Source organism: Plantibacter sp. ME-Dv--P-095, from assembly GCF_030209365.1.
Classification (GTDB): Bacteria; Actinomycetota; Actinomycetes; order Actinomycetales; family Microbacteriaceae; genus Plantibacter.
In genome coordinates this window covers 68,845-84,102 of record NZ_JARVSB010000006.1, presented here as the reverse complement: position 1 = coordinate 84,102, position 15,258 = coordinate 68,845, and the positions used below count along the sequence as shown (strand labels likewise).

17 protein-coding genes are annotated in these 15,258 nt (G+C 69.7%); 5 read left to right on the top strand and 12 right to left on the bottom strand.

Translation table 11 applies throughout. The annotated features are described in order from the left end of the window. Positions 1-25: 25 nt before the first annotated feature. From QRN26_RS08670 to QRN26_RS08650, 5 genes are all read right to left on the bottom strand, one after another. Positions 26-1,849 (bottom strand): ABC transporter permease, encoded by a 1,824-nt coding sequence (locus QRN26_RS08670; RefSeq protein ID WP_157580418.1) that lies wholly within the window; start codon positions 1,847-1,849, stop codon positions 26-28. Positions 1,850-1,955: 106 nt separating this feature from the next. Continuing rightward, positions 1,956-2,978: an ABC transporter ATP-binding protein gene (locus QRN26_RS08665; RefSeq protein WP_056009406.1), complete on the bottom strand. Its 1,023-nt coding sequence runs from the start codon at positions 2,976-2,978 to the stop codon at positions 1,956-1,958. Continuing rightward, positions 2,979-4,052 (bottom strand): extracellular solute-binding protein, encoded by a 1,074-nt coding sequence (locus tag QRN26_RS08660; protein WP_056009408.1) that lies wholly within the window; start codon positions 4,050-4,052, stop codon positions 2,979-2,981. Positions 4,053-4,341: 289 nt separating this feature from the next. Beyond that, the gene (locus QRN26_RS08655; RefSeq protein WP_285036252.1) at positions 4,342-4,878 is read right to left on the bottom strand and encodes an MOSC domain-containing protein; all 537 of its coding nucleotides are present in this window, start codon (positions 4,876-4,878) and stop codon (positions 4,342-4,344) included. Positions 4,879-5,016: 138 nt separating this feature from the next. Next, positions 5,017-5,472: an Lrp/AsnC family transcriptional regulator gene (locus QRN26_RS08650; protein WP_056779670.1), complete on the bottom strand. Its 456-nt coding sequence runs from the start codon at positions 5,470-5,472 to the stop codon at positions 5,017-5,019. Between the two features lie 98 nt (positions 5,473-5,570). Here QRN26_RS08650 and QRN26_RS08645 point away from each other — a divergent pair, with 98 nt between their 5' ends. The 3 genes from QRN26_RS08645 to QRN26_RS08635 all read left to right on the top strand — a co-directional run bounded on the left by QRN26_RS08645 (position 5,571) and on the right by QRN26_RS08635 (position 9,001). Beyond that, positions 5,571-6,122 carry an RBBP9/YdeN family alpha/beta hydrolase gene (locus QRN26_RS08645; RefSeq protein WP_285036251.1) on the top strand — a complete coding sequence of 184 codons (552 nt, stop codon included), beginning with the start codon at positions 5,571-5,573 and terminating at the stop codon, positions 6,120-6,122. A gap of 88 nt (positions 6,123-6,210) precedes the next feature. Beyond that, on the top strand, positions 6,211-7,107 hold the full coding sequence (locus tag QRN26_RS08640) for a serine hydrolase domain-containing protein (protein WP_285036250.1): 897 nt from the start codon (positions 6,211-6,213) through the stop codon (positions 7,105-7,107). A gap of 232 nt (positions 7,108-7,339) precedes the next feature. Further along, positions 7,340-9,001, top strand: a complete 1,662-nt coding sequence (locus tag QRN26_RS08635; protein WP_285036249.1) for a RecQ family ATP-dependent DNA helicase — start codon at positions 7,340-7,342, stop codon at positions 8,999-9,001. 10 nt (positions 9,002-9,011) lie between these two features. Here the strand turns inward: QRN26_RS08635 and QRN26_RS08630 are convergent, their stop codons facing one another. The 6 genes from QRN26_RS08630 to QRN26_RS08605 form a co-directional block, all read right to left on the bottom strand. Further along, entirely contained in the window at positions 9,012-9,482 is a 471-nt protein-coding gene (locus tag QRN26_RS08630) for an NUDIX domain-containing protein (protein WP_285036248.1), read from the bottom strand. A 36-nt stretch (positions 9,483-9,518) separates the two neighbouring features. Beyond that, positions 9,519-10,034, bottom strand: coding sequence for an ASCH domain-containing protein (locus tag QRN26_RS08625; protein ID WP_502927376.1), 516 nt, complete (start codon positions 10,032-10,034; stop codon positions 9,519-9,521). A gap of 44 nt (positions 10,035-10,078) precedes the next feature. Next, complete coding sequence (locus tag QRN26_RS08620; RefSeq protein ID WP_285036247.1) at positions 10,079-11,239, bottom strand: hypothetical protein; 1,161 nt, start codon at positions 11,237-11,239, stop codon at positions 10,079-10,081. Positions 11,240-11,283: 44 nt separating this feature from the next. Further along, entirely contained in the window at positions 11,284-12,177 is an 894-nt protein-coding gene (locus QRN26_RS08615; protein WP_285036246.1) for an oxidoreductase, read from the bottom strand. Then, a complete protein-coding gene (locus QRN26_RS08610; RefSeq protein ID WP_285036245.1) occupies positions 12,177-13,373 on the bottom strand; it encodes a M20/M25/M40 family metallo-hydrolase in 1,197 nt (398 codons plus the stop codon). Before QRN26_RS08610 ends, QRN26_RS08615 begins: the two co-directional genes overlap by 1 nt. A 118-nt stretch (positions 13,374-13,491) precedes the next feature. Beyond that, positions 13,492-13,638: a hypothetical protein gene (locus QRN26_RS08605; protein ID WP_157579891.1), complete on the bottom strand. Its 147-nt coding sequence runs from the start codon at positions 13,636-13,638 to the stop codon at positions 13,492-13,494. Between the two features lie 100 nt (positions 13,639-13,738). Between QRN26_RS08605 and QRN26_RS08600 the strand changes: the two genes are divergently transcribed. Next, positions 13,739-13,966 carry an RNA-binding S4 domain-containing protein gene (locus QRN26_RS08600; protein WP_056009426.1) on the top strand — a complete coding sequence of 76 codons (228 nt, stop codon included), beginning with the start codon at positions 13,739-13,741 and terminating at the stop codon, positions 13,964-13,966. A 22-nt stretch (positions 13,967-13,988) separates the two neighbouring features. Further along, complete coding sequence (locus QRN26_RS08595) at positions 13,989-14,846, top strand: SDR family oxidoreductase (RefSeq protein ID WP_285036244.1); 858 nt, start codon at positions 13,989-13,991, stop codon at positions 14,844-14,846. A 48-nt stretch (positions 14,847-14,894) separates the two neighbouring features. Here QRN26_RS08595 and QRN26_RS08590 read toward each other — a convergent pair whose 3' ends face one another. After that, positions 14,895-15,188 carry a hypothetical protein gene (locus tag QRN26_RS08590; protein ID WP_285036243.1) on the bottom strand — a complete coding sequence of 98 codons (294 nt, stop codon included), beginning with the start codon at positions 15,186-15,188 and terminating at the stop codon, positions 14,895-14,897. Positions 15,189-15,258: the final 70 nt, after the last annotated feature.

Sequence of the window (15,258 nt, the reverse complement as noted above, 5' to 3'; positions counted from 1 at the left end):
CACCGACCACCGGCACCGCCCCACCTCACCGACGGTCGAAGCCGGGATCCTCCTCGGGCCGGTCCGCGCCGACCGTCGGAGCCGTCGTCGTCGCGGTGGTGGGCGTCGATGCCGTGGCCGCCGCGGCGACCGGACGCACCCGCGCCCCGCGCGACCCGCTCCGCGACCGACGCCCGCCGGCCGAGCGCCCGTAGACGAGGTACATCGCGACACCCATGATGATCATGAGCAGCACGGTGTAGACGAAGGTGATCGACATCGAGTCGAGGTTGTTCTCGCCCTCGGTGCTCGCCTTGATCGCGATGCCGAGCGGTTCGAACAGCGGCTGGTACAGGAACACCGCGGCGTCGTAGTCGTCGAGCAGGCTGTTGAAGTTCAGCGCCGTGATGGCCGCAGCCGTCGGCAGCACGAGCGGGAACAGCACCTTGCGGAACGTGAACAGCGACTTCGCGCCGAGGATCCGCGCGGCGTCCTCGAGCGAGTCGGGGATCCCGGCGAACGCCGCCTTCAGCAGGCGGAGCGTGAACGGGATCTTCACGATGATGTACGCGACGAGGAGCAGCACCGTCGTGCCGGTCAGGACCGCGCCGCCGAGCAGCGGGTTCGGCCGGTCGAACGTCATGATGAGCCCGAGCGCGATGAGGATCGTCGGCAGGATCCACGGGATGTGCAGCAGGTACTCGAACGTCGCCGTGACCCGGTTGCGGTAGCGCTGGATGATCCGGGAGACGAAGAGCAGCCCGCCGACGACGATCACGGAGGCGAGGGCGCTGTAGACGATGCTGACGATGAACGGTCGGAGCACCGACGGGGTCCCGAACACGGTCACGTAGTTCGCCAGGGTGAAGTCACCGGGGGTGATCACGCCGCGCTGGATCGCCGTCGAGTCGAGGAAGGAGAACAGCACGATGAGCAGCACCGGCGTCACATACAGGAGGAAGAGCAGGTAGGCCACGACGTGCACGACGACGCTGCCGAGGCGACTCTGGATCCGTTGCTTCTGCAGGGGCGTCGCCACCTTCGCGACCGAGAAGTACACGCCGGACTTCTCCACGCGGTTCATGATCGCGAGCAGCACGATCGTCGCCAAGCCGAGGATGATCGCGAGCAGTGCTGCGAGGTCCTGGGAGCTGGAACTCTTCGAGAACGTCACGATCATCGGCGCGACGGTCTGGAAGTCGGGACCGCCGAGCACGAGCGGCGCGGTGAGGGCCCCGAGGCCGATGAGGAAGGTCAGCACCGTCACGGCGAAGATCATGGGCCGGAGCGCCGGGAGCACGATGCGCCACAGGATCGTCCACGTCGACGCGCCCATGTTCCGGGCGGCTTCGATGGTCTGGTAGTCGATCTTGGCGAGCGCCGAGGAGAGGAAGAGCATGTGGTTCGTCGTCGTCGCGAACGTCATCACGATGACGACGGCGAAGAAGCCCGAGAACCAGTTGGGGTCGATGTCCGGGAAGACGTTCCGCACCGCGTTGGTGACGAAGCCGTAGCGGCCGTAGATGAAGTTGTACCCGGCGGCGAGCACGATGCCGCCGTAGATGAGGGTCGTCGCGTACCCGAGCCAGAGCACCCGCGCCCCACGCACGACGAAGTACTTCGTCACGAGGACGATGAAGATCCCGACGACGTTGACCGTGACCGACAGCGTCACGGCCAGAAGGAAGCTGTTCGCGAGCGCCTTGAGGGCCCGCTCGGAGCTGAACAGCTTCTCTACCGCGCGTGCGCTGAAGTTCCCGTCGGGGAAGAAGGTCCCGACCAGGAGGTTGAGGTTCGGGAACAGCAGGAACGTGACGACGAACCAGGTGAGGACGACGATCACGATGATGGCGAGCGGCGAGCGGAACATCGGTCCGAGCGTCGAGGGCTTCCCCGAACGCCGACGACGACGGGGCTTGCCGGCGCCCGCGTCCGTTGCGGCTGCTGCAGGACGGGTCGAGGTGGTCATGTCGGCCTCAGTACTGGAGCACGTGGCTCGGGTCGATGCGCAGTTCGGCGGGCGACCCGGGGCTCAGGGCGTCCGTGCCGCTCTCCACGACCATGGCGCGCAGCCGACCGCCGACGGTCTCGACCGTGTAGGTCGAGTACGCGCCGTGGTAGGAGCGCTCCACGATGGTGCCCTGCAGCGCGACCAGACCGGGCGGCGGTGTGCGGTGGTCATCGGCCGCCACCACGGCGACCTTCTCGAGCCGCAGGTACGCCGACGCGGACGGGTCGAGCGGCGCGCCCGCACCCGCGAGCGCCCGGACCGTCTCCGGCGAGAGCTGGTTGATCGCGCCGATGAACGTACCCACGAACTCGGTGGCGGAGTGGTTGTAGATCTCCTCCGGCGTGCCCAGCTGCTCCACGACGCCCTGGTTGAACACGGCGATCCGGTCGCTCATCGTGAGCGCCTCTTCCTGGTCGTGGGTCACGTACATCGTCGTGATGCCGAGTTCGCTCTGGAGGCGCTTCAGCTGCTCGCGCAACTGCACGCGCAGCTTCGCGTCGAGGTTCGAGAGCGGCTCGTCCAGCAGCAGGATGCGCGGCTTGAGGACGAGTGCGCGGGCGATGGCGACGCGCTGCTGCTGCCCACCGGAGAGCTCGGCGACGTTCTTCTCGAGCTGTTCCGGGGTGAGTTCGACCTGCTCGGCGATCTCGTCGACGAGCTTCGTCGTCTCCGGCCGCTTCGTCTTCCGCACCTGCAGCCCGAACGCGATGTTCTCCCGGACGCTCATGCTCGGGAAGAGCGCGTAGTTCTGGAACACCATGCCGACACGACGCTGCTCGCTCGGCAGGCGCGTGACGGTCTTGCCGTCGATGATCAGCTCGCCCGCCGTCGGCTGGATGAAGCCGGCGAGGGTGCGCAACGCGGTCGTCTTCCCACAGCCCGACGGGCCGAGGAGGGTGAAGAACTCACCCTCCTCGATCGTCAGGTTGAGGTCCGGGATCGCCAGGTGGTCGCCGAACGCGACCTGGATGCCGTCGTAGGTGATCATCTACGGGAGGTACTCGAGCTCGGTCTTCTCGACCCAGGCACCGATGTTCTCGCGGACGAACTCGAAGTCGATGTCCTGCTTCGGCAGCGAGTCGATGAGCGCGACGACCTCCGGAAGGGCCTCGGCCTTCGCCTGCTCGTTCACCGGGTAGGCGGAGAACTCCTTCGCGAACGCACCCTGCGTCTCGGCACTGCCGAACCAGTCGATGAACTTCTGCGCCTGCTGCTCACGCTTCGTGCCGGCGATCTCGGCGATCTGCTCGGTCACGTACGGCACGCCCGACTTCGGGGCGATGACGCCGGTCTTCGTGCCGTACTCGGCGTCACGGCTCGTGATGCCGCTGCTCGGGATGGTGCCGAAGTCGACCTCGCCGCGGGTGAGCCGGGCGTAGAGGTCGGTGCCCTCGACAGCGGGCGAACCGTTCTTGAAGTACTCCTCGACGACCTTCCAACCCTTGTCGGAGATACCCAGGTCGCCGTCCGCGTCCTTGTACGGGGCGAGCAGTCCGGCGAGGACGAGCTGCGGGGTGGCCTGGCCGAGGACGGTGTTGACCTCGTACTTGCCCTGGTACTTCGAGTCCTCCCAGAGCTCGGAGAGCTCGGTCGGCGCGTCGGCCTCGGGGATGGTGTTCGTGTCGTAGACGGTGACGATCGCCTGCTCGACGAGCGGCCAGAACGCACCGTCCTTCGGGTCGCCCGACGCCTGGTCGACCTCGCCGGACCAGGCCGGCTTGTAGGCGGTGATGGCCTCTTCGGCCTTGAGCGTCTCGAAGAACATGTTGTTCAGGCCGAACACGACGTCGCCGACGGGGTTGTTCTTCTCGGCCACGATGCGGTTCGCGAGGTCGGCGCCGCCGAGCCCGACAATCTCGATGTCGATGCCGGCCTTCTTCGCCTCAGCGGTGACCCACTCGCCGCGTCCGTCGCCGTTGGAGTTCGTGTAGACGATCAGGGGGCCGGAGGCGTCTCCCCCACCGTCGGATCCGGCGTCGCCTCCCGCGGAGCAGGCACTGAGGCCGAGCGCACCGATGACGAGGGCTGCGATGGCGAGGGAACGGGGCGCTGAACGCTTCACGGGATTCCTTTCGGGACGAACGCCCGGGGTTGCCGGGGTCGCCGCGCATGAGTAACGACGTTGTGACCGCTGGTGCAGTCTTCAACCTAGCGTGACGTTTCCCGGTGAACGGGAATTGAACGGATCTCGCGTGCACACTTGACGGGTGACCCGAAATGTCGCAGTCCGACCCGACGCGACCGAAGCCGACACCGCCCGAGCGGGTATCACCACGGCCGAGCTCCGCCGCGATCGCATCGTGCGGGAGCGGTGCCCGAACGGCTTCATCGCCGCCGGCGGTGGCCTGCCGCTACACCGGTGCGAGCGGTTCCCCGACTCCGTCCGGGAGCTCGACGACGATGTCGTCACCAGGACGCACGACGCCCCCGGCGAGGACGACGCTCATGACCCCCGCCTTGCGGACGGTGCGACCCTCGGCGTCCGTGCCCACCAGCTGCTTGAGGAGGCCGGGTTCGAAGCGGTCGATCTGAACGCACGGGTTCCGGAGGCCGGTCACCTGGACGACGGCGTCCGATCCGAGCCGCAGCACCGCGCCCGTGGGGAGGGCGAGCAGGTCCAGCCCCTCGGTGGTCACGTTCTCACCCAGCTCCCCCGGCGCTACATCGGCGTCGACCTCCTCGAACAGTTCGCGGTGGATCAGGTGCACCTGGCGGAGATTGGGTTGCGTGGGGTCGCGTCGCACACGGGACCGGTGCTGGACCGTCGCCCCGAAGTGCGCATCCCCCTCGACGCCGAGACCGGCGACGAGCGTGATCGCCTCGCGTCGAGGCTTGGAGAAGCCGTGCTCATCGTCGCTGCTCACCGAGACGATCCGGGCGTGTGTCATCACCCCAGTGTGCACCCGGACGGTCGGCGGCGCAGGATCACGTGAGAGCGGTTGTGGTCCTGCACCAGCCCGATGCGACGTCCGGTTCCCGCCGGCTCAGGGGGACGCGAACGGCGAAGCTGAACCGCTGAGCGAGACTCAGGGGCTGACGATGGGGTGGGCCGGGTACTCGCGCAGCACCAGGGCGGTGCTGACCGGACCGAACCGCCCGATCGCGTCGATGATCTGCTCGAGGCGCTCGGGTGAGGAGGCGTGCACGTCGAGGACGAAACAGTCCTCGCCGGTGACACGGTAGATCCGGTGAATCTCCGGCAGCTCGTCGAACTCTGCCAGTGACGACTGGATCTGCGCGTGGGTCGTCCGGAGTCGGACGACGGCGTGCGTCGTGAGCCCGAGCCTCTGCGGCGACACCCGAGCTCCGTAGCCGGTGATGTAGCCGGCACGCTCGAGCTTGCGGACCCGCGCCGAGACGGCCGGCTGAGACAGGTGCACGAGCCGGGCCAGGTCGGTCATCGTGGTACGCCCGTCGACCTGGAGCACGTCGAGGATCGTCCGATCCGTGCGATCGAAGGAAAGCGAAGCATCGTCCGTCATCTGCTTAGTAAACAACGGAGACGATGCTTCAGACGCTGACTGCATGGGTTCGGCTGGCACGCTGAGGTCACATCTCCCGACAACGACGAAGGAATCCCATGTCGATCATCACCATGCCCGGGATCGGCGGATCCGACGACGCCCACTGGCAATCACAGTGGGAGCGGGAGACGCTCGCGATCCGTCGGATCGTGCCGGCGTCCTGGGACGCACCGGACCTCGACGACTGGTCCGACGCGCTCGACCGGGCGGTGGCCGATGAACCGGCGATCCTGGTGGCCCACAGCCTGTCCTGTCTGCTTGCCGTCCGCTGGACTGCAGCGAACCCCGCTCGGGTCGCTGGGCTGTTCCTCGTCGCCGCACCCGACCCCGACGGACCGCTGTTCCCGACGGTCGCAGCAGCGTTCGCCGAGGGTCTCGACGTCCGACCGTCCGCACCCGCGCTCCTCGTGACGAGCGAGGACGACCCCTACTGCTCGGAGGATCGCGCCGCCGAGTTCGCCACGACGTGGGGCGTGCCTCGGGTCGGCATCGGGCGCCGGGGCCACCTGAACTCCGCCAGTGGACTCGGCGCCTGGCCGGAGGGCCGACGACTGCTGACCGCCTTCAGCGCGGGACTCGGGAGACACGATCGGTCATCAGCGAGATGAGGGGCCGCTACCGCCGGGCGCCGGTGAGCGCAGCGTGCGATCGGCTCACCGACGTGATCAGCGGACACCCGTCGGGCAGACTGGACCGATGAGCCGAGCTGTCACCGCCCAAGCCGACACCAGCCGGGCAGGCCTGCTCCGCGACCGCATCGTATGGGAGATCGTTGAGCAGGGCTTCGGCGCGCACGGCCTGCACGTGCTCGTCGGCGACGACGAGGCCGGGCACCGGTGGACCGAGGACGTCCGTGAGGACGTCCACTCGGCGGCCAAGGGTGTCTGCGTCCTCGCGGTGGGCTTCGCCGTCGACGAGGGGCTCATCACCATGGACACCACACTCGGCGCCGTCTTCCCGGACGCCGAGTTCGGCGACGGCACAGCCGACGTCACCCTCCGACGCCTCCTGAACATGACGAGCGGCGTCGACCTCCCGTGGTCGCCGACCCTGCTCTCGGACTGGCCGGATCTGACCCTCGAGTTCCTGCGCCGACCGTCACGAGAAGCGGTCTTCCAGTACTCGAACGCGAGCACCTACACGGCGATGCGCGCGCTCGAGACCCGCGTCGGCGATGTCGGCGCGTACCTCGACCGTCGCCTGCTCGCACCGCTCGGCATCCACGACGCCGCATGGAAGCGATGCCCGAACGGGTTCATCGCCGCCGGCGGCGGCCTGGCGCTGCGCACCACGGAGCTCGCGCGTGTCGGACGCCTCATCCGCGATCGTGGCCGCTGGCACGACGTGCAGCTCCTCGCGCCGGAGTGGGTCGACGCGATGCACACCGAGTGGGTGCCGGCCGGCACCGGTCCCGGCTACGAGCGGTACGCGCTCGCCGGATGGGACGGCCCGGGCTCCGCCTGGCGGCTCCACGGCGCGTACGGGCAGCTCCTCGTCTTCGCCGGCGACGCCGTGGTGACCATCACCGCCGAGGACCACGAGGGCGCGGACCGCATCGCGGCCTCCGTGTCCGCATTCCTCGCCGACGCCTAGGCGGGGCCGCCGGTCGTGTGCGCTGCGGTGGCTCGGGCGGGGCCGGGCCGACGTCGCGAAGATGTCTCGCTCAACCCTCACCGGTGAGGACCGAGGACTGTCAGCTGGGGATGCGACGTCGACCACGTCCGAGCGTAGGTGGAGCCACCGACACCGCGGCACCGTGTTGCAGACGGCGTCGCACGCGTCAAGAGGAATCACGACGTCGGTGGGCGGAGGTACCGTCCTGGACATGGGTACTTCACGTCCGGCCACCGGTTCCATCGATCGCATCGCGCGCGAGGATTTCGGCTGGGACACGCTCCTGCCGGGGCAGCGTGAGGCGATCCAATCGGCCGTCGCCGGTCGCGACACCCTCGTGGTCCTCGCCACGGGTGGCGGGAAGTCGGCGGTGTACCAGATCGCCGGCGCCCAGCGTGGCGGGGTGACCCTCGTCGTCTCGCCGCTCGTCGCCCTGCAGGCCGATCAGCTCGCCTCGATCGAGGCCGCACCGGCGGCCCCTCCGGCGGTCGCACTCAACGCCTCCCTCGGTACAGCGGCCATCGAGGCGGCGTGGGAACGCATCGACGAGGGTGGCCCGGTCTACGTGCTGCTGGCTCCGGAGCAGCTCGCGAACGAGGAGACCGTCGCACGGCTCGCAGCGGCCGGCGTCTCCCTCCTCGTCGTCGACGAGGCGCACTGCGTGTCGTCGTGGGGAACCGACTTCCGGCCCGACTACCTGCGGTTGGCCGACGTCCGTCATGAGCTCGGCGACCCGCCCGTGCTCGCCATGACGGCCACCGCCTCCGGTCCCGTCCGCGAGGAGATCATCGAACGGCTGCGCATGCACGACCCGGACGTGCAGGTGCACGGGGTCGACCGCCCAGAGATCCGCCTGGTCGTGCACCGCCATGAGCGCGAGCCCGAGAAGCGGGCCGCGGTCGTCGAGGAGGCACGCAGCTGGACGGCTCCCGGCTTGGTCTACGTCGCGACGCGTCGGGAGACCGAACGGTACGCCGAGGAGATCGCCGCCGACGGACGCCGGGTCGCCGCGTACCATGCCGGCCTGAAGACGACGGAACGTCGCGCGGTCCACGACCGCTGGCGGGCCGGCGAGCTCGACGTCGTCGTCGCGACCTCGGCGTTCGGGATGGGGATCGACCGCGCCGATGTGCGGTTCGTCCTGCACGCCACGACGACCGAGTCGCTCGACGCGTACTACCAGGAGGTCGGCCGCGCTGGCCGCGACGGCGAGCCCGCCACGACGGTGCTGCACTACCGCGCGGAAGACCTCGGACTCCGTCGCTTCTTCACGAAGCGCTCCGTGTCGGAGTCGGCGGTGCGCGCGGTGTGGCGCGCGGTCCGTGCCACACCGGGGCTGACGGTCACCGATCTCGCGTTGCAACTCGACCGGCCGCGACGCACGATCGCCAGGATCGTGAACGACCTCGCGGACGCCCAGCTGGCGGACACCACCGACGGCGTCCGGGCGGTCGACGAGATCGGCCCGAAGCGTGCGATCCGTGCCGTGCGGGAGATGCTGGAATCGCGGGAACGCATCGCCGAATCACGGTTGGCGATGATGCGCGCGTACGCCGAGACCTCGCACTGCCGCCGCCGGGTCCTGCTCGAGTACTTCGGCGTCGACGCCCCCGAATGGTGTGGGAACTGCGACGGCTGCGAGCGGCACGAGGCGCAGCAGGAGCAGCAGCACTTCGGTTCCGCCGACACCACCGGAACGTCGCCGCTCCACGTCGACCAGGGGGTACTCCACCGCGAGTGGGGCCCGGGCACCGTGATGGGCGTCGAGCCCGACCGTGTCACCGTCTTCTTCGACGGCGAGGGCTACAAGGTCGTCGCCCTCTCGGCACTCGAGACCGGCGTGCTCACCGCCCAGGAGCTCGCCTCGGCCTGAGCGGGGCGGCTCAGGCCTCGTCCGCCGGTGCGCTACCGGGAGCGTCGGCGATGACGCGGTCGATCCAGTCCCGTCGTGACAGGTACTGGATGTCGTCCCTGGCGAACCAACCGAGCTCGAGAAGCTCCTCCTGATCGGGGTTCGCCTCGCTGAGGAGCTCGCAGTCGTAGGCGGTGGTCACGTAGCCCACGTGGTCGCCGTTCGGGTAGCGCACCATCATCGGTTCGCCGCCGTACGCCCCGACGATGCCGCGGATGCGGATGCGGGCACCCGTCTCCTCCAGGACCTCGCGCAGCAGCGCGTCCGCCGGTTCCTCGCCGGGCTCGACGCCGCCACCGATCAGACTCCAGAGGCCGGAGTGGCGATGGCGGGCGAGCAGGAACCGGTCGCCGTCCCTGATGACGGCGGTGACCCCCGGGAGCATGAGGAGCCCCGTTCCGATGTGGGAGCGGATCGAGGCGACGTAATCGGACATCGGCATGCGGGGAGTCTACGGAACCGGTCTGATCGGAACGGGTCAGTCGGCGTGCTCCGGCGGCCACACCACGGCGAAGTACTCGAACACGATCTCCTCGGACTCGGACCACACGGCACCGCGCGCCGCCGTGGTCCGCTCCCAGTAGCGCCGGTGTTCGCGCTGCCAGCTCGCCAGCGTGCGATCATCCTCGCCCTCCGCGAACGCGAAGGCGGCATCGGCACTCGCGAACGGGCCGATGCGGAGCGAGGTGCTGCGGATGACGATCCGCGGCGCCCCCGTGCTGTCGCAGGCGATCCAGTGCGAGCCGATCCGAGGGAGCGGATCGCCGCGATGGGCGAACTCCGACACGAGTTCGGCGGTGGCGCGTTTGCGTCCGCTCAGGATGATCTCCAGCAGTCCGTCGGCGAGTCCGGCCGTGTCGCCGAAGTGCTCCACGGTGTAGTCGGCGTCGTCCAGGCCCGCACCGCCACGATGCTCGGTGTACGCGCGCCACATCGCGGTCGCAGCGTCACGGTCGGGCGCTGCAACCGGTGCAGTCTCACTCGGAGAGCTCATGTCCGCGATACTGCCAGAAGGACTGCGGTGTCCAGGAAGCCCGCTCACCGTGCCGAGAGAGCAGAACCGTCGGCCGGGGCGACGAACGAGGTGCTGCCGTAGTCGTCCCCGATGCTGAAGGTGACCTGCGGCGGTCCGGCCGGACGGGCGAAGGTGGGGCTGTGGACGTCGGTGTCGGTCGAGCGGACGAGGTACAGGGACGCGTCGCCGACCGGTCGGTCGACCTGCTCGGCCCCCTCCTCCAGGAGCGACCACATCCGGTCGAGCGCGACATCCGACCACGAGAACTGCTCGGCGGCCGACTCGGGTTGGCCGCTCGCAGCGCCCTGGTGGGTGACCTGACCGTACCGGTACTCCCATCGATCGGTCTTGGTGTCCCCCACGGTGAGCGGCGCCTGGGCGATGACGAAATCGGCAGTGACCGTGATCGACACGACCCGGCCGTGACCGATCGCCTCCTGGAGCGCCCGTTGCGCCTCCGCGAGCGCCTCCGGGCGACGGAGGTCGGGTCGGAGGCGTCCGTCCTCGAGGGCGGTGATCGACTGGGCCACGGACTGGTGATACGGGGCGACCACGATCGCCGCCGCCGCGACCGCCACGATCGCGAACAGGGCGAAGCGGCCGGGGCGACCGGCCCGGCCCACGCCGAGCAACGGTCCGCGTCGACGTCCGTCGACGATGCGCTGGTGCGGCTGAACGGGGCGGAACGGGAGGGACGCCCGAGCCGGGACGCGCAATCGCGAACGCTCGTCGGCCGGGATCTCGCCGGCGTCGATGAACGCGACCTCCGGTCCTCCGTCGAGCAGGACCGCGACATCGCGCTCCGTGCCGGGCTGAAAGGTCGGGATGGCGGTCACCGGGACGACGGTGCGCATCGTGGTCGCGAACGCCGGTCCGTTCAGCGGCTGGACGGAGAGGTCGAGCTCGCAGAGCGGCTGGTCGTTGATCTGGGTGCCGGTCTGACGGAGGGTGTCGATACGGGCGAGGCCGAGCCGTCTCGCGTCCTTGGCCTGCTGCACGGCCTGTGGTGAGGCGCCGATCGCACTTCCCAACGACCGTCCGACGAGCGAGAGCACCGTCGCAAAGATGCAGACCGGGAGTGCGACACCGGCGACCGCGTACCCGATGTCGGGCGGACCGACGGCGATCACGATGATGCCGCCGAGGAGAGCACCGAGAGCCGCGAAGGCGATCAGACGAAGCATGCCTTCGACCTTATCGAAGCGCTCGATCGCACGACCGCTGCGGTTCAGCCCGGTCCGTCGCTCGCCGCGGCGAGCAACGGCACGACCACGTCGCTGATCGGCGTGGGGATGCCGTGCACGCTCCCCCGCCGCTGGATGACCGCGTTGCGGACGTCCCATTCGAGCGGTTGCCCCTGTTCGCGGTCGGCGAGGATCGACGTCCCGCGGTCGACCGGCGAGGCTCGGAACTGGTCGAGGAGCCGCCGTGGTTCGCCGTCGGCCAATCGCGCACCTTCCGCTCGTGCGACGGACGCGCACTCCTCGAGGTAGGCGAGCATCAAACGGCCGATGTCGTCGCGCCGGTACATGCCGGATCGGCGACCGGTCAACGCCATGAGTCCGGCGGCGGCGTTCTGCAGGAGCTTCCGCCAGGCGAGGGTCGTGAAGTCGGTCGAGACCTCGACGGTGCAGCGGGAGCCGCGCAGCACGTCTGCCACCACGGCGGCACCGGGTGCCTCCGGCAGGGACAGGCGTGGCGGATTCAGCAGCGTGGCCGGACCGTCGGGTCGGCGGGTGGCCGGGAACCAGACGACGGCCGGGACGACCGTTCCGGCCCGGACGAGGGGCTCCACCGTCTCGCGCTGTTCGACCCCGTTCTGTAGGACGCACACGACCGTGTCCGGACCGCACAACGCGGCGAGCCAGTCGGCAGCGGCAGCCGTCTGGGTCGCCTTGACCGCCAGGAAGACGATGCCTGCCGTGCCCGGAGACTCCGCCGGATCGGTGTGGACCGGCCCGGGGACCGTCACCGTCTCGTCATCGACCTGGAGCTGGAGTTCCGGCCGTTTCGACCGCCCTGCGATGAACGGCGTCCGTCCCTGTTCGTGGAGCGCTGCGGCGACCACGGTGCCGATCGCGCCCGGCCCGATCACTGCGACGCGATCGGGTCCCCCTGGCATCACGTCTCGCTCGATCCGGACAGCGCATCGATCGTCGCGGCGATGACCGCTTCAGGGAACCGCCGGAGCTGCTCGCGGTCGACCCATTCCTCCGCCGCGTGCAGTCCGCCGCCGGCAGGGCCGCACACGACGGTCGGGATCCCCGCCGCCTGCCACAGCGCCGACTCCATCCAGTAGGGCGCACCGATGGCGGCGGGCACGGTCTCACCATCACGGGTGAGCGCGGCCGCCAGGAACTCGGCGAATCGCGCGGCCGGACCCTGCTCATCGGCTTCCCAGGCCTCGCGCTGATGCGTCAGCCGGGCATCCGTCCGGAGCCCCGGTGTCCGCGCCGCGACCGCGTCGAGCATGGCCCGCACCTCGACGAGGGCGTCCTCAGCGCGTTCGCCCGGCAGCGTGCGTCGCTCGATGACGAGGGTCGCGTCGGCGGCGATCGTGAACGGGGCGCTCCCTGCCCTGGCGACCGTCGCGGTGAACGAACCGGATTCGAGCAGCGGGTGCGCCGGCCGCTGACGGAGTTCCTCGTCAGCCCGCTCCACCTCCTGCAGCACGTGGCCGAGAGCACGGATCGTATCGACGCTCAACGCCGGTTGCGAGGAGTGCCCGGCCACACCCTGCAGGGTGACCTCGACGACCGCATATCCCCGGTGCGCCGACACCCGGTCGAGCCAGGTGGGCTCGGCGATGAGGCACACGTCCGCCGGCACACCACGATCGGCGAGGTGCTGCAGGACGGCCGCGGCTCCCACGCTCGCATCCTCCTCATCCGCGACGCCGGTGAAGACGACGGTGCCGGGGTGGCCCGCAGCGACGAGTCGCTCCGCGGCGACGATCAGTCCTGCGAGGCCGGACTTCATGTCGCTGGCGCCGCGTCCGAAGAGCCGACCGCCCTCGACGCGGGGTGTGAACGGATCGTCCATGCCCTCCACGCCGACGGTGTCGAGGTGCCCGTTGAACACGACGGTCCGTCCCGCTTCCGAGCCCTCGTGGACGGCGACGACACTGACGCGTCGCGGGTCCTCCAGTGCCGGCACGAGGTCGACCGTGAAGCCGGCGCGCTCGAGCCGCTGCGCGATGACGGCCGCGATCGGTCCCTCACCGGCGGAACCCGAGACGAGGCTCGGACTGACGGAGTCGATCGAGATGAGCAGACGGGCGAGCTCGAGCGCGTCGTCGCCGGGGCTGAGGTCGGACATGCCACGACGATAGCGGGGCGGATCGCCGGGAACGGCCCGAAGACCAGAACAGGCGCCCGTCTCCCTGAGGGGACTGGCGCCTGAGCTCATCGCCGACCACGGGGGTCGTCGAACGGGACTAGCGGTTCTTGACCCGCGTGACCGCGTCGGTGTTCTCCGAACGCGCGTTGCCGGCCTTCTTGTCGGCCTTCGCGGTCCGCTTCTCCTTCAGCGTCTTCGCCGGTGCGGTCTTGCCGCCCTCTTTACGTGCTGACTTCTCGCCCATGTTGGTGCTCCTTTGCGAGCCACGGTGACCCTGTACCGCTGAGGGTACCGTCACATCCCGTCCGGGGACCCCACCCCCAGGACCTTGTTAGCATTCGGGGATGACGAACCCGGCAGAGATCACCGACGTCCCGATCGGCGGCGAGGGCATCCGACTCGGGCAGTTCCTGAAGTTCGCGGGTCTGCTCGACTCCGGTGGAGACGTGAAGGCCGCGATCGCCGACGGCGCCGTGCAGGTCAACGGCGAGGTCGATCGCCGACGCGGTCGGCAGTTGCAGCTCGACGACGTCGTGTCGCTCGAAGGGCGCAGCGTCCGCGTCCGTCCCTGATCGCCCGACTGAGAGGAACCCCGTGAACCCGAGCACACCCCGTCCCATCGCCGTCACCGGATCGACCGGCGCGCTCGGCGGCCTCGTGGCGCAGGACCTCGCCGCCCGCGGGATCCCGCAACGTCTGCTCGTCCGCACCCCCGCGAAGGCCCCGCAGCACCCGGACAGCACCGTGCACCGGTTCACCTACACCGATCAGGCGGCGGCCCGCGCGGCCCTCGAGGGCGTCGACACCCTCTTCATGGTGTCGGGGGCCGAGAGCGCCGACCGTGTCGACCAGCACCGCTCGTTCATCGATGCCGCGGCCTCCGCCGGCGTCCAGCACCTCGTGTACACCTCGTTCGCCGCGGCGGCACCGGACGCGGTGTTCACGCTGGCGCGCGACCACCATGCGACCGAGGAGCACATCCGAGCGTCGGGCATGCGGTGGACGTTCCTCCGCGACGGCTTCTACCTCGACATCATGGAGGCCCTCGTGGGTGAGGACGGCGTCATCCGTGGGCCGGCCGGCGACGGTCGCGCCTCCTTCGTCGCCCGCGCCGACATCGCCCGGGCCGCCACAGCCATCCTCGTCGACCCTGCGCCCCACGCCGGTCGCACCTACGACCTCACCGGCCCGGAAGCGCTCACGATGACCGAGGTCGCGGCCACGATCAGCCGCGTCCGCGATCGCGAGGTCACCTTCCACGACGAGACGATCGAGGAGGCTTACGCGTCGCGCGCCTCCTACGGCGCGCCCGACTGGGAGGTCGACGCCTGGGTGAGCACCTACACGGCCATCGGCAGCGGCGTGATGGCCGAGGTGAGCCCGGCGATCGAGGACATCACCGGTGTGCCACCGATGGACCTGGAGACCTACCTTCGGTCGAACGCGGGCTGATTCCGCCTCCGCGTCCGTCCCTGAGCGCCGGCCGCCCGGCCGCCTAGATCAGAGGCCGTAGAAGCCGAGCTCCCAGTCGTCCGCCTCGGTCGCGCTGAGGGCGACGCCGGCGGGCTCGCGCGGTCGGACCGGGCGCGGTCCACGGCGTTCGTTGGTCGCGAAGTAGATCGACGTCCCCGGACTGACGAAGACGCTCGCCGAGTCCTGGCCGACGACGTCCAGATCGACGAAGCCGCCGCCCGAGAGCGCCGTGCGCTCCATCGTGTCCTTCAGCTTCGTGAGGACGGTGCTCGGGTCCAGGTCGTAGACGAGCCCACCGAGGGTGAGAGTGCTGCTTTCCATCGTGATGTCCTCAATGAGGTCATGGTGCGTGAACGGCAACCGTACGCCATCCGTCAGCGCACTGCCCCCT